We start from the raw sequence: 18,103 nt of genomic DNA, 5'->3' as shown, positions 1-18,103 counted from the left end.
GAAGGCCGCGGCCACCGCTGATCACCGGTGAGTGAGGACGCGTAGCCCCTGCCCGCCGACAGGAGGCGTTCGAGGTCCTGATGGGCTCGGACAGCCGGCCGGTTCGCGCGGGTGGACCGCTTCCATGACTGGGCCGTCACCGGCCTGGCTGTCACTGGCTGCTGATTCCGCTCACCAGGCTCGAGCCCAGGCCGGCCATTAGGCCGCGAATCAAACGTGAAGATCACGATTTACGGCTGGAGTACCAGGCATGGTGATCCGGCCGGTCATCAAGGATTCGTGATTGGCGAAGAGCATCTCGAGCTCGACGTGTCGACGGATGTGCGCCGTCCACGAGGTGTCCGGCAGGTCCGTGTACGCCATGACCATCCGGGCACGGCTCGCCTGGGTGAGGATCCATCGGGCCTGGTCGCCACCGTTGAGGCGGCCGCCCAGATTGCGCGCCAGATGCCACAGTTCGTCGCCGTCGCTCTGATCGTCGACGACCGTGACGAGCCCGACGTCGCCGAGCCCGCGGGCGTCGCTGGAGTGGGTGGTGTAGGCGACGCTGAGGCCTTCGAGCGGGAAGACGGTCACGCGGCTGATCGCGGTCAGCTCGGTCAGGGGCACGGGCGTGAGTCCGTTCTGGCGTGAGGAGAGGCGGGCCGACCGTGGGGACGACCGGCCCGTATGCGAAGGGGATGTTCAGCAGCAGGGGCCGTCGCCGCAGCAGGCGGGCGGATTGCACTCGGCGGCTGTGCCCCACAGCCGTTCGTCGACGTCGAAGCCCGCGGCCCGGATTTTGCCGACGACGTCGACCATCAGCCCGCGTGTTCGGACCTTGGAGTTCGGCTGGTGGTGCAGGAAGTAGCCGATGCTGCGCCGGCACCAGTCGGCGTACCAGCCGGTGTGCAGGATGAGCGTGTGCCATCCGGGGTCGACCTGCTGTGAGGGCGCCATGTTCACGCCCTCACCGCTCGACCCCATGACGTAGACGAGAGCGAGGGCCTGGTCGACGACCCGATCGGCGACACAGCGCTCCAGGCCGTACTCGTCGGCGCAGAATGCGGCGAGCATCTCGAACTCGGCATCGGTGACGAGGGAACGGCCGGTGCGGATCTGCGTGGTGACGGCGGTGACGGCGGTGGGGGCCATGGGGTGAGCTCCTTCGAATGGGACTTTGCTTTCACTGCTCGTCGCCCGTCAGCCGCTTTCCGGCGGCGATGATCCGAGCGACGTCGAGGGGGCGGCACAGTTCGCCGGCCGAGGGCATGGGCACGGCCCAGTAGGAGTTCCACGTACCGGGTTCGAGAGAGACGGACTGCGGTCTCGGTACGCCGAGATGGGAGCCGCGGCCCAGGCAGCTCACGCCCAGCGCGCGCCATTCCGTGGCAGCCATGCGCCATCTGGTGGGCATGCCGGCGGGGACAAGGGCGTAGTACCGGGCCCCCTGCGGATCGCAGATGGCCGGACCAGCGTTGAGGGCCTCGTCGAGGAACGAGTCGATGTCTTCGCGCTCATGGCTGTCGGCCACGGCGCGCACGAGGTCCTGCGGCAGCCGTACGGCCGACATGAGGGTGCCGAGGGGCAGCAGCGCGATGCCCTGCTCCGTCCACTCCTTCGCCGCGCTGCTGGGCACGGGGTGAGCCGACAGCAGCCAGTAGGCAATGGCCAACTCGCGGACGGCGCGGGTGTGGACGCGGATCCCTGGTTCTGGTGGGACGGGTTGCAGAGCCCGAGTTCTCGTCTCGAAGGTCACCTTGCCGAAGCTAGGGCCGAGCGGTGCGGCACAACCAGCGATGTGCATAGATGTGCACATAACTTCAAAATGCCATTTCTGGCTGCTTTGTGGCCTTGACTAGGCGTCTCGAAGCCGAGAAATTTGGTGCACATCAGCGCACATGACCGACACGGAGGCAGCCATGCGCTTACGGCTCATCGGGATCGACCCGGACACGGGAAAGAACGGGTCGCCCACAGCGTGGGTGGACCTGGAGACCTCTGACATCGTGATCCAGAGCTACACGGCAGACGAGCCGACGCGAGCCCAGTGTGTGGAGAACCCGGCACCCGGGCACGCCAAGGGCATCCCCGACCACGAGACGGTGGTGCGCATCCCAGCACGCCTGGTGCCGATCCTGCGGGAGGCCTGCGATGTCGCAGAACGTACCCAGCTTTGACGAGCTGATGGAGGCCGCGCGGCACTCCGCCGTACACCTGGAGATGCGTGACCGGTACGCGGTCGGCGACGAAGCGGACGACTACGACAACTGGCTGCGCACCGGCCGGCGGGACGCCGATCCCAGCTCGGAGTACTGGGCGCCCTGGGTGGACCTGATCTCCAGAGCGGTGGCCCGCGGGGTCGTCGTACGACGGGCCCGCATCGTGTCCGAGCCGGTCACCGACTACATCCGCTACGAGCACGCCGGAACCGTCGTCAACGTGCGGGCGGGCGAGCAGGTGCGCTGGCTGCCCCGTCGGCACGCGGCCGACCTGATGTTGCCCGGCGCCGATCTGTGGATCTTCGACGACGCACAAGTGCTCTTCAACCACTTCGCGGGCAACGGCGATTGGAGTGGCACGCCCAACGAACTGCGCACGGATCCGGACCTCGCCAAGCAGTGTTCGGACGCCTTCGAGGCAGTATGGGAGCGCGCCGTCCCGCACGACGACTACGAGATCCACTGACAGAAAGCGTCCCTGGCCAGCTCATGTCCATCTCCCCGTCCTCCTCCGCCCAGGCCGCACGCGAGAACGTGGCGCGACGCCTACGCGACCTGAGGAGAAACGCAGGCCTCACGGTCACCGAGCTGGCCTCGCAATGCCATTGGCACCACGCCAAGACGTCCAGGATCGAAAATGCCCGGACGCCCCCGTCCCCCGCGGACATCCGCTCGTGGTGCGGTGCGACCGGCGCCGAGGACCAGGTCGAGGATCTGATCGCGGCCTCCCAGGACGCGGAGTCCCTGTACCGCGAGTGGCGGCAACGCGTGCGGGCGGGACTTCGCAAGCTCCAGGACAGTTACGTGGAGCTGTACCGGGCAACGGACCTGCTGCGCACGTACTCCCCGGTCCTGGTGCCCGGACTGCTGCAAACAGAGGGATACGCGCGGGCGCTGCTGAGCACCAACGCACGCCTTCTCGACATCCCCGACGACGCGGCCGAAGCCGCGTCGGCACGCCTCCAGCGCTCCCGGATCATCCACGAGCCCGGCCATCGCTTCGTGATGGTCGTCGAAGAGGCAGTGCTGTACTACCAGCTCGGCAACGCGGACGCGATGGCGGCGCAGCTCGGCTACCTGCTGACCGCCGGGGCGCTCCCGGCGGTGTCCCTCGGCGTCATCCCGATGTCGACCCGCGAACGGACGCTCTGGCCGCAGGAGACGTTCGACGTCCACGACGACACCCTCGTGTCCGTCGAGTTGATCTCCGCCGAGGTGAACATCACCCAGCCTTCGGAGATCGCCCTGTACATCAAGGCTTTCGAGCGGTTGCGCCGCATGGCCGTCTACGGGGCGGATGCCCGGGCTCTGATACTGCGGGCGATCGAGGCGCTTCGGTAATCCGGCAACGGCGCGTTGCCTGCGGTGCCGTCAGCGCTCGGTGTTGCGCTTCACGGCACCTATGAAGAAGGACCAAGCCCCGCTTCGTACGATGATTTCGGGCCCTCCCGCCCTCTTCGAATCACGCACCAGCGCGCCGTCGCCCATCAGCGCGCACTCGACGCACTCCCCTCCCGCCCCGTTGCTGTACGACGACGTGAACCACGCCGGACGGCTCTTCCTGCCGGGCACTGCAATGCTCACGTTGCGTATTCCTTCAAGACCGTTTCGATCAGGTGGGTCGAACGCCGAGGGCTCAGGGCCGCGGCGCGCAGGCCGTCGAACGCGCGGGTGTACTCACGAACATGATGCTCGCCCTCCAGATAGACGGCATCGGTGATGCCGTCCCGGTAGACGATGTCAGGATCCTCCGGGGCGGGAAACCCCAGCATGGTGAATGAGCCCGTGGCCGGATAGGTGCCGGAATCGAAGGGGAGGACTTGAAGCGTGACGGCGGGCAACTGAGCGACGTCCAGAACATGTTCGACCTGTTCGCGCATCAGCGCACGGTCCCCGATGACGTTGCGCAGAGCACCTTCGTTCACGATGAACCAGGCTTCGGGGGCGTCCGCCCCCTTCAGCAGAGCTTGGCGCTCCATCCGAACCTGTACGGCCCTGTCGATGTCCTCGGCGGACATGTGCGCACCGGTCTTGTGCAGCTCAGAGGTGTACGCGTGGGTCTGCATGAGGCCGGGCACCAACTCGCACTGGTACTGACGGAAGGTCGAGGCCTCCTGCTCCAAGCCGATGTAGATGTTGAACCACTCCGGAACACCTGCGCCGTGGACCTGCCACCAGCCGCGCATCTTGGCTTGCCGGGCAAGTGACTTGAGGAACTCGCGCAGTTCGTCGCTGGTGCCGTAGAACCGGCAGAGGGCGTCTATGTCCGACGGCTGGACCCGGCCGCTGCCCGTCTCCATGCGGTTGACCTTGGAACCGCTCCAGTCGAGACCGGCGCCCACCTGGGCGCAGGTGAGCGTCGACTGTTCCCGGAGCTTCTTCAGCTCGATCGAGAGACGGCGACGGCGTGCCGTTGGTGATCCGGCCATATCAACCCCGTTTTGGATAGCGGACGTTCAGTCTCGGGCCAAGGGGCAGGCTTGCCAATCACTCGGAAGTGGGATTCTCGCCGTGCACATTGCACGAAGGGATTCGCCGGCTGCACTCTGAGGCAACGCAACTCATCGTGATCCCCTGTGACGCTGTGTGTCTCCATGGGGTGTCACCTGCGACGAAAGGGCCTCTCATGGGTCAGCACGCATGCATGACGCGCAAACCGTGGGACCTTGCCTTCACCGCCGAGCCGACGGAGGTGGCGGCCCTGCGCCGGATCATGCGGCTGCATCTGGGCATCTGGGGCCTGGCGGAAGTCGTCGACGACGCCCAGCTCTGCATGAGCGAGCTGGTGTCCAACGTCATCACCCACGTCGGCCCCGGGACCCCGGCCAAGCTCGCGGTGTCGATGAACGGCGTTCGTCTGCGCATCGAAGTCCACGACCCTGATGCACGGGCGCTGCCCACCCTCCTCGACGCGAACGTCGAGTCGGAGTCCGGGCGCGGCATGGCCCTCGTGGACGCCATCGCCGATCGGTGGGGCGTTCAGCTACATGCTGACCAAAAGGTGACGTGGTGTGAGCTTGTCACTGGCCTCACGTCGCCGAACGGGTACGTGGAAGGCCCCGGTGTCGGGCGGGCCGAGGCCTTGCTGGAGTGTTACTCGGGCGCGAATCCGCTCCTGAGGCCCGGCCCGGGGAAAGTGGGCAGAGCCGCGGCCGAGGAGTCGGTGATCGCAGTCATCACGGACTTCCTCCACTGGCTCCGTGCGCACGGCTGTGACGTGGACGAAGCCTTGGATCGTGCTCAGACCCGCTATGACGCCGAACTGGACAACTGCGGCGACGAGGTCTGTCGTGGGTCGAGTGCGTGACGGTGGAATCCCACTGAGACGTCCTCGTGGGTGGCGAACGGAAGCGCATCGCATCAGGGCGACAAGCCACTGCTTGCCACACCATTCCGTGCACGGCTGGAGCGGCAGGGACCGGAATCGGAGCGTCGGCCACCGTCCCGATCCCTGCCCCTGCCCCTGCCGAGACGTGGACGGTCGAGAGTGCCGCTCGGTGTCGGTGTCCCACGGCCGGTCGGGTGTCACTGCTCCAGAACGTTTGCGAAGAAGCCCAGGCGAGGATCTTCCGGGGTGCCGACGAGCAGCGCGCGGTCCAACAGGATGTTGTTGTGCTCGCAACTCGTCTCCGGGAGCATCACACAGGCGTGGCAGGCTGCGAGGTTGGTGCCGCCGGTGCCCGACGCCTCGGACTCGACGCAGAGCGGGTCTGAGGAGCACCACTCGGCGCGATGGACGGCTGAACGGATCGCCCGGTCGAGGCGGTCCGGCTCACCTTGGGCGACGAGCCCGCCGAGGCTGCCCGCCGAGTCGCTCGTCGCGGTGTAGATGAGCACCCCCGCCATGTCGTCGGCGGCGTACAGACGCTCGCGCAGGGAAGCGGCCGGGTAGCCCGCGTCCAGGCTCCACTCGTTGATGAGGACGTGCGCCAGTGTGTGCAGCAGCACCATGCGAGGGGTGGCCGGGGAAGGTACGACACTGCTCGGGTCTCCTGCCCGCTGCTCCAGCACCCGTTGGTGGGCGGTGCGCATCCGCTCGACCCGTGCGGCGACCGCCGCAGCCTTCTCCCAGGTGCCCAGTCGGTCATTGTCCAGGCGGAGGAAGACTCCCTCTCCGCGAACCTCCATGGCCGGGAGCCAGCGCAAGGGGGAGCCGGAGAGTGGCATCTCCTTCGATTCGGTCGTCGAGTCGGGGTCTGCAAGCCGGGTGAACGCTTTCAGGGCGCGTACCTCGCGGAGCTTCTTGACCAGCATCGGCCCGGTGACGCCGAGCGGAAGGAGTACGCTCTGGTCGCCCAGCGGGGTTTCGCAGACGAACTGCTCCTCGTGGGAGTGCTCACTCTCGTCGTTGCCCGAGCGGAGACGCTCGTACTCCTTGTTGCGCAGGGCGCGGTAGCGGTGGTCGAGAGTGGGATCCGACTCGCCGTCGGAGTCCTCCTCGCGCTCCGCGTCGAGCAGTTCCATCACCTCGTCGATCGGAATCGGGATCTCACCCTTGAACGCGAACTTGAGGCACATCTCGACCTCCGCGCGGCTGTCGAGCTTGCGGAGTTCCTCCCAGTGCTCGGCAAGCGGATCCGCGCGGCCGTCGCTCCACGGCGGGATGGAGAGCGCCGACTTCAGCACCGGCTGCCACACCGCCGAGGAACCGCGCTGAAGCGTGCGCAGAGGGAGCCCGCACTCCTGAGCGGGGGCGGACGTGCCGAGCCACGGGCGGGTGCCATGACACTTGAGGCCCAGGTCCTTGAGCGCGTTCCTGCGGAAGGAGCCCTCCATCGAGACCTCGGGGGCTTTGCCACAGGTGCAGGAGATGAGGATCGAGCGGAGCGAGGACGTACGCCCGGACGTGCGCATCTTGAGCTTCCCCCCGCACTGCCCGGCCGCCGCGGCACTGCGGTCCGTGGAACGGTGCACCCACTGCCAGTACGGGAACTCGCCAAGGTGTCCGGACTCGCAGGCGACGACGAAGCGGGAGGGGACGAGGTCGGCCTCGCACGTGCCGCAGACACTACGACCGGCCGGCGGGTTGAAGTCACGGTGTCGCTGAAGATCGTTGCACTCGGGGCAGGAGTGCATCAAGGGAAAGCGCCTGACCCTGAGGCCGTCCCTGCTCTTGTCGTCGGACGCGGGCGGCAGCCGGAAGTGGTCGACGTCGAGCAGGCGGGCCAAGCGCCGTTCGTGGATCCGCGGGGACTCGTTGTCGCTCCAGCTCCGGTCCGCCTCGTCCAGGCCGGAGACCACGAAGGATTCTTGGTCGACGGCGATGAGCGATCCGATGCCGTACGTGGTGATCACCTGGGCACGCCGGACCGTACCGCGCCGTGGGAGGTTGTGGGCGGGTGCGGAGCCTTGTGCGCCGGTCCGGCGACGGCGGGCGGGGGGTGGGGTCATCGGGTTCCCTCCATGAACAGGGTGGACTCGGCGTCGACGTCGCGCAGACTCCACAGCGTGTCCCACGCCTTGACGTCCTTGGAGTCGTCGTACGCCTTCAGAAGGGAAGGGGCACGACTGCCCGGTTTCGGCTCGAAGAGGAGGCCACTGTTGTTGCTCGCCTCCTTGCACCACCACTCGACGAACTCGTCGAAGGCATGGGACGTGGCCTCGACCTCTTCCGGGGTGACCGCTTCTACGCGTTCCAGGAGCACGGACTTGATACGGCCCCGGAGAATGTGTTCGTAGGACTCGACCTTGCCTGCACCCTCGTTGGGGCGAGCGTCCAGGATCAGGATGCGGGCGAGAGCGACGATCACCGCGTGAAGGCCCCGTTCGCGGGCGCGGGCGGAGAACGGTGTCACGGAGGTGGACTCGACCTCACGGTAGAGGGCCGAATGGAAGTGCTGGAAGCTCTCGTAGTGGGATCGGTCTCGAGACCGGGTCGAGTTGAGCATGACCGTGACCAGGCCGGGGTGCGCGCGGCCGACACGGCTCGTCGCCTGGATGTACTCGGCGGTTGTCTGCGGCTGGCCCATCACGGCCATGAGACCGAGGCGGTCCACGTCCACACCCACCGCGATCATGTTGGTGGCCAGGAGGACATCCACCGTGTCCTCGTCGGGAAGCCTCTTCTCGATGCCCTTGAGACGCGTCGGAATCTCGCTGGCGTCGACACGGCTGGTCAGCTCCGAGTAGTTGGCGACCGAGCGGACCGTCACCCCCTCGCGCTCGGCGAGCAGCTCCAGATAGGCCACCACGTCGTCGTGGACCTGGAGTTCGGCCGCGGAGAGCAGCCGGAGACTGTTGAAATAGCCGACGAGACTCCAGTACGCGTCGCGCACCTCGTCGGCGGTCTCCGCGTGCTTGGCCCGATGCAGCAGCGTGGCGTACGTGCGGATCAGCAGGGTGGACTGGCTGGTGCCGGGCGCCAGGAGGCCGACGTAGCGCCGGCTCGCCTTCTCCTCGCGCGGGGTCTCCACGGCGAACCACGAGTCGCGGGAGTCCAGACCTGCGGGCGGGAACTGGCGAACACCGCGAGCGAAGAGGTGGCGGCCCTGGTCGGCGGCGCGACGGATGGTCGCTGTGGAGGCGATCACCTTGGGCCGGCCCGCGAGTGCGTCCACAGCGGTCTCGTACAGGCCGGTCAGTGTCCCCAACGGGCCGGAGATCAGGTGGAGTTCGTCCTGAACGATCAGCTCCGGGGGAGGAGTGCCGGCGTCCAGGTCGTCGAGGTTGAAGAGCGCCGAGGTCGCCGGACGCCACGGCATCGACGCGAACTTGTCGACCGTGGCGATCACCAGTGTGGGACGAGCGCTGTACACCGCCTCGTCGATCAGGTGGACGGGCAGACCGTCGGTGAACTCGCAATCCGTGCCGGGACAGCGAACGCGCATCCGCTTGGCGTGCTCGTCGATCTCGTAGTTCCGGGCGTCGAGGTGGGTGCCGCACCAGGGACAGGCATGCAGCTGAACGGGGTTCTCGGTGGCGAGCCGCTTGTCGAGGCTCCTGCGCAGCTCGTCCAGCTTCTGGCCGGCCACGGTCAGTGTGTTGGGGGTGGCAGAGCGCCCCACCCACATGCCGATGGAGAACTCCTCACGTCCCAACTCGGGTGTGCGGCGTCGCATGTGCTCCATGGCGCAGAGCAGGATCGCCGCGCGCTCGAACTGCTGGAGGGTGAGCAGCCGCAACGTGTAGCGCATGAGGACGGTGACACCACCGCCGTCCGCACCCTTGCGGATGCGACGCAGGAAGGACGTGAGGGCGATGAGCCCTAGGTAGGCCTCCGTCTTGCCACCACCCGTGGGGAACCACAGCAGATCGGAGACGTCCCGGTCGCGGTGGCCGGGGTCGTCGATGCCGGCCAGGCAGAGCAGCACGAACGCGATCTGGAAGGGGCGCCAGCGACCGGCGGCCGGGTCGGGGGCGCCGACGCGTCCGCTCTTCACCCAGGCGCTACGGGCACGCTGGTCCGCCATGGCACGGTTGGCGAGCCGGAACGCCCTCATCAGGTCGGGCTCGGTCCGCAGCAGCTCGATGCCCTCACGGATCCGGTCGAGCGCCTCGCGGCAGGCCTCCACCTGATTCCGTGCGGGCTCCTCGTGGGTGCCGCCCGTCAAGGCCTCCGCCTCGGCCGCCTTGCGCTCGATCCAGCGCTCGTACCCTGTGGCGAGCTTTTCCAGAGCGGCCAGGACCTCGGTGTCGGACTTCTCCGCCAGCCCCAGCATGGACAGCGCTGGGCTGTCGCTCTCCGGATTGGAGTCGGTGAGCAGTACTTCCACGCTGGGGACGAACTCGCTCCGAACCTCGGCCACAGCGGCCGTTACGGTGTCGGTCATGCCGATCGGGGGCGGGGTCCAGTCCCATTCGGCGGCGCAACCGTGGCCGACGGCGAAGGTCGGTGCGTGTCGGTGCAGCAGCCTGCTCGTGGCGACCTCCGCGTCGTGGGCGCCGGGGGCGGGGCGCTCGACGAAGGCGGTGGACCCGTCAGCCGCGCGGACGGTGACACCGCACTGGAACAGGGAGAACGCGTCCTGGAGTTCGCGCTCGCCGACCTGGTGGGTGTTGACGAGTGTGACCGTGACTGTGACCGTGCCGGTGGTCGGGTGAGGGCGTCGGACGTTGACGCGCAGCAGAGCTCCCGCACCGAGGTCGAACTTCTTGTCGGGCGCGGGTGAGGTCACGTCGACCGGGGCGTCCGGAAGGACGAGTTCCTTGCGTCGCCACCGCTCCCGCTGTTCGGAGGTGGTGCGAGCCTCGGCACGGCGGGCCGGAATGGGTTTGCCCTCCGGATCCGTGGGCTCGTAGACGGCCGCGCGCGCCGAGACCACGATCGAGTCGCTTATGGCCGGGTCGACCGCGAAGGTGAGGCCCATGGACGAGGGGCGGCGGGAGCCCGAGGCACCCACCTCCTGCGCGGTACCGGACTCCTCGACGCTGTCACGCGTGCGCAGCGGGGTGACGTCCAGACCTTCGTACTCGGCCTCGTCCTCACGGATCCGCTGCTCCGCGGTCGGGTCGGCCGATCGCGGGTACAGGACGCCGGTCAGGTAGCGGTCGATCGGCGCGTCCTCGGCAAGGACTTCGTCCCGGTCCTCCGGCGCGGCGCCCGGAGCGGGACCGAGAAGCTCGCGGCGGAGCCCTACCAGCAGTTCCTCGTCCCGGACCCGATAGTGCTCGGAGTGCCGGCCTGCCACCTGTGTCATGCGCTCTGCTCCTCCTCGTCGGCCCGTCGATACCTTCCGATGCCGGTGACTCGGGGGACGATCCACGCCCCACGGTCGCCGAGACCGGCGTTGGCGCCGGCGGCGGCGCTGCCTGTCACCGTCTCCAGAGTGTCGACCCGTATGCCGTGGATCTCGTCCGGCCACCGGGGGTCCCACGTCCTGTTCACCTTCTGCACCTGGAACAGCTCCTCCCGGAACCGCTCCGACGCCTCACCGATCTCCCGGCCTCCGTGCACCAGAGCGTACGGCGGGCTCTGGTACTCGCCCATCGGCAGATCGTGGCGTTTGCGCAGCACGACGTCCTGCCCGGGGCCGATCTGAGTCAGGAGGTATGCCTGGGTCGCCACTGCGTCGCTCTCGTGGCCGGGTGGGTTGTCCCGGCAGACGTCCCCCGCCTCGGCGACGACGCCGTATCTGTCGTACGACCGCCATCCGCCGACGTAGCGGCGGCCGTTCTTTCGGCCGCCCGCTCTCTTGATGATCGGCAGCTCGGGGGACCGCGCGTGGTACAGGTCCTCGCGGGCGCGAGTCATCGCCACGTACAAGGCTCGGGCCTCGGCGGAGAGGTCCAACTCGTCCTTGTACTGCTTGCGCAGTTCGGCGACGGTCGGTGGGGTCAGGACGATCACCCGGTCGAACTCGAGCCCCTTGGCCCGATGCACGGTGGAGACGACGATGCGCGCGGTCTCCGGGTCGGCCGCTTCGTCGGGGAACCTGCCGTCGGCGACCGAGCGGAGCAGCCGTTCCAGATCGAGCACTCCGCGGCCGGCGGAGCGCGCGGCCCGCCGCAGCACCGTCCACAGGACGGTCGCGTCCGGCTCGTACGGCAGCGGGATCTCCGCGAGCAGCGAGCGGAACCGTTCCTCGGTGAGGCCGGTCGCCTCGGTGCGGCGCAACAACTCGGCCACCCAGTACGGCACCGGCCGCTCTTCGAGAGGGCGCCGCAGCCGGTGCTCGACGCCGTGCTCGTGGAGCAGGCCGGAGACCACCAGTGCCTGTCGGTTGTCGCGGGTGAGGATCGCACAGGTGTCGGGGAAGGCCCGCAATCCGTCCAAGGTGAACGGATCGGTGAGGTCGCCCAGATCGTTCGCCGGATCCAGGAGGAGTTCGCGCAGTTCCTCGTAAGCGGTCGCCGCCTCGTCCGCGTCGGCGACCTGCTGGAGCCGGGGGCCGTGTGCCAACGCGATCCGGGCCTCGGGGGTGACGGCTCGGAAGTTCCGCGTGAGGCGTAGTTCCACGAGTTCGTCGGGGTACGAGCCGCGCAGCCAGTCGAAGAACCGCCCGGTCTCGTCGGCGCGTTCGGCCAGATCCTCGATCTGGAAGCCGTAGACGGACTGGGCGGCGTCGCCGACGACCGTGAAGCCGCAGCTGTCCTGGTACCGGTCGAGCAGCGTCTCCACCAGCTCGCGACGCCCGCCCACCAGATCCTGTACCTCGTCGATCACGACATGAGCGGGTGGGACGGCGTCCCCGGCCTCCAGCGCCCCCTCCTCGATCGCCCGGGCCGCGGCGCCGATCCGTTCGTCGAAGCCGACCGCACCCCACTCGCCGTCCGGATGAGCCTGGAGGAGCACCCCGTATGCCCAGGCGTCGAAGGTCTGGGCACGCACCCGGCGGGCCCGCTCCCCGTGCCGGGCGATGCGCTCGCGCAACTCGCGGGCGGCGGCCCGGGAGAAGGTGAGCACCAGGATCTCGGCGGCCTCCAACGCCTCGTCGGGGTCGTCGTGACCGCACAGCGCGTCGAGCCGGCGCACCAACGTGTGTGTCTTGCCCGCCCCGGCCCCCGCGGTGACCAGGACACGTGCGTCCCAGGGCTGCTCGACCACGGCCTGCTGCTCATCGGTGAGCGGTGGGCTGTCGAGGTAGGCGTCGATCACTTTCTGCTCCACAGGTGCTCGAACTGGGTGAAGGCGAGTCGGGTGTCGAAGTTCGCGATGTTGTCGCTGACGTTGAGGATCAGGCAGGTGTCCTTGCCACCGTTGAGCGGACCGCGCAGACCACGACCGATCATCTGCTGGTAGACGTTGGTGCTGTAGACCGGCCGGGCCACGACCACGGCACGGGTGGCCGGAGCGTCGAATCCCTGGGTGAGTACGCCGTAGTTGGTGAGCACCTGGATCCGTCCGTCACGGAACTTCTCGATGCGTGTACGACGGTCCTGTGGGCTGGTCGTCGCGTCCACGGCGGCGGATCGGATCCCCCGGTCGTTGAGCATGGCCGCCAGGTACTTGGCGTGGTCGACGGAGGTGGCGAAGAGCAGCGTCGGCCAGTCGTCGGGCAGGTCGGCCACCGAGTCGACGATGCGCCGGCTGCGTGCGTGGTCGTCGGCGAGCCGCTGCTCGGCGGCACGGGACAGCATCGCCATCCGTTCGGCCTGAGCCTTCTCGTCACGGGTCAGTTCGATCCGACCGCCTTCCAGGGTGCGGTGCTCCACCTGCGCGAGCATCCCCCACTCCTGGAGGTCCCGGTACGGATCACCGGACGGGAAGACACCCTCGTCGAGTCGACGGTTCCCGAAGCGCCCGACCAGACGACGGGTCTCCTCCTCGTTGGTGTTGCGGAAGGGCGTGGCCGTCAGGCCGAGGAGGTGCCGACCGGTCTCGTACTGGGTGAGCCCCAACTGCCGCAGGATCGCGGTGTATCGCGGGGAGACGGCGGTGTGGGCCTCGTCCACGATCACCAGCGCGGCCTGCCGTAGCCATGTGTACGGTTCGGTGTCCAGGCAGCGATCCAGTTTGGCGTCGGTGGCGACCACCAGGTGCGGGTGGTCGAGGATGTTCCCGACCTCGTTGCCGCTCCAGAGCCGGCTTATGGTCAGCGGACGCTCCGCACCCACCTTGCTCCAGACGAACTTCCAGCTCTGCACGGCCTGTTCGCACAGTTCCTCGGTCTGCGCGATCCACAGCAGCGGTCCGTTCAGGTCGCCGACGCGCTTGACCCAGCGGATCACTGCCTCGGCGGTGACCCGGGTCTTGCCCGCGCCGGTCGGCAACGACAGCATCCCGCGCTGGGGAGCGAGACGGTCCAGCATGGTGGTGATGTTGCGGACCAGGTCCTCCTGGTACTCGTGGAGGCTCGGGAAGTCCCGAGGGCCTTCGACGGTCTCGAACGCCGGTGGGGTTGGGGTCCGTGAGCCCGCGAAGGACACCGGAAGCTTCAGGTCCGACACGAAGGCGACGGCGGACGAAGAGCCGGTGTAGGAGACGGGGGCGTCGGGGAACCGTCCCTGGATGTCGCGGGCGTGCTGATGGAGGACACCGTCGCCGTGGGCGTTGAAAGCCATTTGCGCGATCCGCCGCCCCGAGGGCTGTACGCCGTCGGTCGCTTGCAGCTCCGCCTCCATCAACCCTTCGGGGAGACCGATCCGGAGCGCCTCCGCCCCGACCAGCAGCTCGATCTTGGTGACCACGTCCGAGGTGTCGCGCACGGCCTTCCGGGCCGTCTGCATCGCACTGTCCCGGGCCATGCGGTCCTGGTGTTCGAGCACGGCCCGGCAGCCGGAGGCACCCAGGCCCAACGCGAGTTCGCGGTCGATCAGGCGGAGCATCGGTTCGGGATCCAGCGGGACACGGACCTTGACGACGCCGTCCTGGCGGACGGCGTCCAAGGGTGTGGCCTGGGTGCCGTTGGGCGTGCGGGTGACCTCCTCCAGCTCGGTGCACCGCTGCACCACGCTGTTCCTGTTGGAGCTGTTGAGGTGCCTGCGCAGGGCGGGGTACAGCTCGACCAGCGGCACAGGATCGCCTTCGAGCACCTCACGGGTCTCCCGGCTGATCATGTCGCTGTAGCGGTGCATCCCCCACTTCTCGACCATCAGATCGGCGTCCTCGACTGTCGGCACGAGCAGCGCGGGTACTTGCTCGGCGCGGAGCACCCCGTATTCGGCGGGCCCGACGGCGAGCGTGATCTCGTCGTCGGGACGGGTCCCCCAGGCGTCGCCGATCCGGCAGCGGGTGAGGGCGTCCTCGGGAAAGTCCGCGCCGAACCGGGTCAGCATCACATAGGTGGTGCCCACGAAGGAGTCGTCCTCGCTCCGGGACACCTCGTCGAGGAGCGTGGCCCAGCGATCTGCCGGAACCTCGTCGACCGTCGACGGGAGCCGCAGCTTGCGGGCTTTCTCGGCCGACAGGTCGGCGACCGGCAGCACATCGCGATAAGCGGTGAGCTGAGGACCGACGGCTTCCTTCAGCGGTTTGATCCCCTGGGAGGTGGCGACCGTGCCGTACTTCCGCAGCATCCAGCGGATCGGTGAGATCACGGCCTGTCGGGTGCCGCTCTGCGCACCGATCTGGAGTGTCCAGTTGTCGACCACGGCATCGTCGGGAAGTGCCTTCAGGAAGGCGGCACGGGACTCGTCGGAGAGTGCGCGGAACAGGTGGAGCGGGCCCCCGATGGCGGCTCCCTCGACCTTCATCCGGTTCAGGGAAGGGCGGGGCGCGCGGCTGTCCAGGCTGCGCAGATAGGCGGAGTGGACGGCCTCCCTGTACTCCTCGAACCATGCCTCGCCCTCCGTCGGCCGCACTCCTGTGCTGGGCCGGTCTCGCAGGCCGACCTGGTTGAAGAAGGCGGTGTCGTCGGAGTGGAAGGCTAGGTCGACGGCGACGGTAGGGTCACGCCGCGCGTCGACCACCTTGCCCGGAAGCATGCAGTCCTCGATCGGCCGGAACCTTCCGTCGGTGGTGCGCACGCGCAGCGTCGAGCCGGGGGCGGGGACCCGTTCCAGGACCTTGAGAGACAGCCGGGGGATCCCAGCCCGACGGAACAACTCCCAGAACCGCTGCCACTCGGCGTCCCGGTAGCCGTCGAAGCCCTGGTCGAGGACGCTGACGAAGCGCCCCTCCACATCGGCCTCGCGGATCCCGAGAAGGTCGAGCGCGTGTGCCAAAGAGTCGTCCTGGGCGAGTGAGTCGACCACGTACACCAAGGACTCGCGCAGCCCACCCTCCTCCGCACGGCGAAACACCCGACCGTGCACGGGCGGGACCAGACCGTGCTCCTCGGTGAGCACGACGTGCGCCTTGCGGGCCTCCTCCGCGTACGGTGAGCCGACCTCGATCATGTTCGCGAGGATCCGGATCGCCGCCGCCGAGGCCTCGGCGGTGCCGCTCTCGACCAAAGCTTCCAGCCATGCACGGACGTCTGCTCGCTCGTGCCTGGCAGCGTCGAGGATGTGCTCGACCTTTCCGGAACGCAGGGAGTCGGTTTCGACGCTCGGGTGCAGCCAGTTCGAGGGGCGACCGGGGCACTCGTGCCACGTCCGCAGCCACCCGGCCAACCTCTTCAGGTCTTTCTTGTCGAACCGGGGGTGGATACGCAGTTCGGCGGGGGCGCGCAGCACACCGTCCTGGTCGGGCAGCGACGGACGGGTCGCGGCACGGGCCCAGATCTCCCGGGTCAGGAACTCGTCGGCCCAGCTGATCGCCTCCTTGACTCGTCCGGGAAGCAGGGGGAGGTAGGCAGCAGGGTCTTCAGCGGGAGCGAGCGCGGGAAGCGAGTCGACGACCAACGCCGCCGACACCCTGATCATCTCCTGGTTGAAGGGTGAGGAGTCGAGCAGGTTCTGCCGGTCCTCGTTGGTCTTCCACGCTCCGTTGAGGATGCCGCTCAACGACATCTCGTACTTGGTCGGGAAGAAGGACCAGAACCTGCCGCGGCCACGAATCTGCGGGTTGACGTACAGCCCGGTCTCCGGATCTTTCCGTAGGGCGGGAACCCCCCAGGAGAGGTCGAGCGAGAGGCGGTCGTGGAGTTCACCGGCGTCCGCCTGGGCCGCTGGACCGGGAGTGTGGGTGGTGGTGAACACCCGCCAGCGGATGGTGCTTGCCTTCCCGGTCCTATCCTCCGTCACGGTGTGCAGGTCGCCGGCCTGCCGCGTGGTCAGGACCCGGCGAGCCGCAGGGAGGTGCCTACGGTCCTCAAGGACGACTTTCGCGACGTGTGGTGAGAAGAGCTGGAAGCCCACAGGAAACTCGTCGCGGGGCTCGCCGTGTTCTTTGGCGCGCCCGCCGTGCATGTCCAGACCCAGCCGACGGTCCGCCTTCGGCAGCAGGGGCAGGCGTACGACGGTGGTCGCCCAGGCCAACAGCTCGTCCAGGACGGGGTCGGTGGCGCGCTCGGCCTGCGCGTCGAGAGGACGGGCCATCCGTAGCACTGGGGCATCGAATTTCGGACCGTATCGAGCGGCCACGCCGGGCACGTTCTGGATTTGCTCGTACGACCAGGCGCGGTCGAAACCGAAACTTCCGGTGCTGCTGAAGAATTCAGGTGCGTCGGTCACGACGAGGACCGATTTCACGCCCACACCGAACCTTCCGATCTGCCCTCCGCGCTTCTTCGACATGCTCATCCGAAGAATTGTCTCTGCACCCTCAGCGGTGACCGGACTTCCTTCGTTCGCGCAGTACAGATGGGTTTTAGTGAGGACAACGTGAACCCTTCCGCCGGGCTCGTCGGCGATTTCGTCGGCCGCGTTCTGGACGAGTTCGAAAAGCTGGCGATCGCCATATCCGCCCTGGGTGATACGGCGCTCTCCATTGGCGTGCTCGGCTACGAGCCCGGGATCCACGGCATATGTTTTGAGGACACGGGAAGATTGCTCGATTACGGTTTCAATCACCGGAGACAATGAAGACGACACTGGTCCTGCACTCCTGAGATGTCAAAGATCCGGGCGAAAGTGTATTTGAGGGGCCGGCTGTCGTCGACTTCGTACAGCCGGCCCATGGGCGTCCGAGTGGTGTCAGCGGATGCGTGATCGCCGCCTCGGCACGTTTGTGCTGGTGAAGGCGGTAGTGCGAGAGCTCTCCTCTGTGGGCCCATGCCCGCAGGAGGTGATGGGACAGGGGTCAGGTTGAAGTGAAGGTGTCGTCCCTCAGCTGGGGGCAATGGGCCCAGAATTCGTCTTCGCGCGGGTGGCCCTTCAGTAGGTGTGCCACTTCCTTGGGTGCGATTATTCCCATGTGCATGTCCAGAAGAAGCGAATTCATGCCGCGTCCCGAATCGAGGTCGTAGCCGTAGTTTCCATCCATGTCAGGTCCCCCTGTCGCATCGTCTCCAGGGGTACATGAAGGCACGATCGACCCCTCGCGGAAAAAAGGTGTGAGAATCTCGGGTAAAACGTTTCGCCGAAATCAACCTAGCAGGCCTCATGCTCGCCTGACTAGTAGTTAGATTTGAACGAGGAGGCGCTTGTACGAATTTGGTCTAGACCTGCAAGTTCACCCTTGATGCTGATTTTTGACATAC

At 67.6% G+C, this 18,103-nt stretch carries 13 protein-coding genes; 4 read left to right on the top strand and 9 right to left on the bottom strand.

The genetic code is table 11. The features are described from left to right. Positions 1-210: 210 nt before the first annotated feature. From G9272_RS17935 to G9272_RS17925, 3 genes are all read right to left on the bottom strand, one after another. Positions 211-609 (bottom strand): hypothetical protein, encoded by a 399-nt coding sequence (locus G9272_RS17935; RefSeq protein ID WP_171397524.1) that lies wholly within the window; start codon positions 607-609, stop codon positions 211-213. Positions 610-684: 75 nt separating this feature from the next. Further along, the gene (locus tag G9272_RS17930) at positions 685-1,134 is read right to left on the bottom strand and encodes a hypothetical protein (RefSeq protein WP_171397523.1); all 450 of its coding nucleotides are present in this window, start codon (positions 1,132-1,134) and stop codon (positions 685-687) included. Between the two features lie 31 nt (positions 1,135-1,165). Further along, positions 1,166-1,654, bottom strand: coding sequence for a hypothetical protein (locus G9272_RS17925; protein ID WP_253267848.1), 489 nt, complete (start codon positions 1,652-1,654; stop codon positions 1,166-1,168). A 247-nt stretch (positions 1,655-1,901) separates the two neighbouring features. Here G9272_RS17925 and G9272_RS17920 point away from each other — a divergent pair, with 247 nt between their 5' ends. The 3 genes from G9272_RS17920 to G9272_RS17910 are packed head-to-tail and all read left to right on the top strand — an operon-like array spanning position 1,902 to position 3,542. Continuing rightward, on the top strand, positions 1,902-2,159 hold the full coding sequence (locus tag G9272_RS17920) for a hypothetical protein (protein ID WP_171402046.1): 258 nt from the start codon (positions 1,902-1,904) through the stop codon (positions 2,157-2,159). Further along, complete coding sequence (locus G9272_RS17915; protein ID WP_171397521.1) at positions 2,134-2,667, top strand: DUF6879 family protein; 534 nt, start codon at positions 2,134-2,136, stop codon at positions 2,665-2,667. Before G9272_RS17920 ends, G9272_RS17915 begins: the two co-directional genes overlap by 26 nt. Positions 2,668-2,690: 23 nt before the next feature. Beyond that, complete coding sequence (locus G9272_RS17910; RefSeq protein ID WP_171397520.1) at positions 2,691-3,542, top strand: helix-turn-helix domain-containing protein; 852 nt, start codon at positions 2,691-2,693, stop codon at positions 3,540-3,542. Positions 3,543-3,572: 30 nt separating this feature from the next. On the opposite strand, the gene G9272_RS17905 is transcribed toward G9272_RS17910, so the two are convergent. Together G9272_RS17905 and G9272_RS17900 are read right to left on the bottom strand one after the other, a co-directional pair. Continuing rightward, positions 3,573-3,785 carry a DUF397 domain-containing protein gene (locus G9272_RS17905; RefSeq protein ID WP_253267847.1) on the bottom strand — a complete coding sequence of 71 codons (213 nt, stop codon included), beginning with the start codon at positions 3,783-3,785 and terminating at the stop codon, positions 3,573-3,575. Then, complete coding sequence (locus tag G9272_RS17900) at positions 3,782-4,630, bottom strand: helix-turn-helix domain-containing protein (RefSeq protein WP_171397519.1); 849 nt, start codon at positions 4,628-4,630, stop codon at positions 3,782-3,784. The genes G9272_RS17905 and G9272_RS17900 overlap by 4 nt, the downstream gene beginning before the upstream one ends. 215 nt (positions 4,631-4,845) lie before the next feature. Here G9272_RS17900 and G9272_RS17895 point away from each other — a divergent pair, with 215 nt between their 5' ends. Then, entirely contained in the window at positions 4,846-5,508 is a 663-nt protein-coding gene (locus tag G9272_RS17895) for an ATP-binding protein (protein ID WP_253267846.1), read from the top strand. Between the two features lie 218 nt (positions 5,509-5,726). Here G9272_RS17895 and drmB read toward each other — a convergent pair whose 3' ends face one another. From drmB to G9272_RS17875, 4 genes are read right to left on the bottom strand one after another with little or no spacing between them, the layout of a single operon-like run. Further along, positions 5,727-7,592, bottom strand: a complete 1,866-nt coding sequence (drmB, locus tag G9272_RS17890) for a DUF1998 domain-containing protein (RefSeq protein ID WP_171397517.1) — start codon at positions 7,590-7,592, stop codon at positions 5,727-5,729. Further along, complete coding sequence (locus G9272_RS17885) at positions 7,589-10,837, bottom strand: helicase-related protein (protein ID WP_171397516.1); 3,249 nt, start codon at positions 10,835-10,837, stop codon at positions 7,589-7,591. The genes drmB and G9272_RS17885 overlap by 4 nt, the downstream gene beginning before the upstream one ends. Continuing rightward, positions 10,834-12,735 (bottom strand): UvrD-helicase domain-containing protein, encoded by a 1,902-nt coding sequence (locus G9272_RS17880; RefSeq protein WP_171397515.1) that lies wholly within the window; start codon positions 12,733-12,735, stop codon positions 10,834-10,836. The genes G9272_RS17885 and G9272_RS17880 overlap by 4 nt, the downstream gene beginning before the upstream one ends. Beyond that, entirely contained in the window at positions 12,732-17,495 is a 4,764-nt protein-coding gene (locus tag G9272_RS17875; protein ID WP_171397514.1) for a DEAD/DEAH box helicase, read from the bottom strand. Before G9272_RS17875 ends, G9272_RS17880 begins: the two co-directional genes overlap by 4 nt. Positions 17,496-18,103: the final 608 nt, after the last annotated feature.

This window comes from Streptomyces asoensis, from assembly GCF_013085465.1.
Classification (GTDB): domain Bacteria; phylum Actinomycetota; class Actinomycetes; order Streptomycetales; family Streptomycetaceae; genus Streptomyces; species Streptomyces cacaoi_A.
Note: the sequence above shows the minus strand (reverse complement) of the source record. Positions and strands in the feature narration are given on the sequence as shown.

What these genes read in the sequence shown, in the direction of transcription:
- G9272_RS17885 (WP_171397516.1), bottom strand. Translation starts at nt 10,837, where the DNA reads ATGACACAGGTGGCAGGCCGGCACTCCGAGCACTATCGGGTCCGGGAC.
- G9272_RS17930 (WP_171397523.1), bottom strand. Translation starts at nt 1,134, where the DNA reads ATGGCCCCCACCGCCGTCACCGCCGTCACCACGCAGATCCGCACCGGC.
- G9272_RS17920 (WP_171402046.1), top strand. Translation starts at nt 1,902, where the DNA reads ATGCGCTTACGGCTCATCGGGATCGACCCGGACACGGGAAAGAACGGG.
- drmB (WP_171397517.1), bottom strand. Translation starts at nt 7,592, where the DNA reads ATGACCCCACCCCCCGCCCGCCGTCGCCGGACCGGCGCACAAGGCTCC.
- G9272_RS17910 (WP_171397520.1), top strand. Translation starts at nt 2,691, where the DNA reads ATGTCCATCTCCCCGTCCTCCTCCGCCCAGGCCGCACGCGAGAACGTG.
- G9272_RS17895 (WP_253267846.1), top strand. Translation starts at nt 4,846, where the DNA reads ATGACGCGCAAACCGTGGGACCTTGCCTTCACCGCCGAGCCGACGGAG.
- G9272_RS17915 (WP_171397521.1), top strand. Translation starts at nt 2,134, where the DNA reads ATGTCGCAGAACGTACCCAGCTTTGACGAGCTGATGGAGGCCGCGCGG.
- G9272_RS17900 (WP_171397519.1), bottom strand. Translation starts at nt 4,630, where the DNA reads ATGGCCGGATCACCAACGGCACGCCGTCGCCGTCTCTCGATCGAGCTG.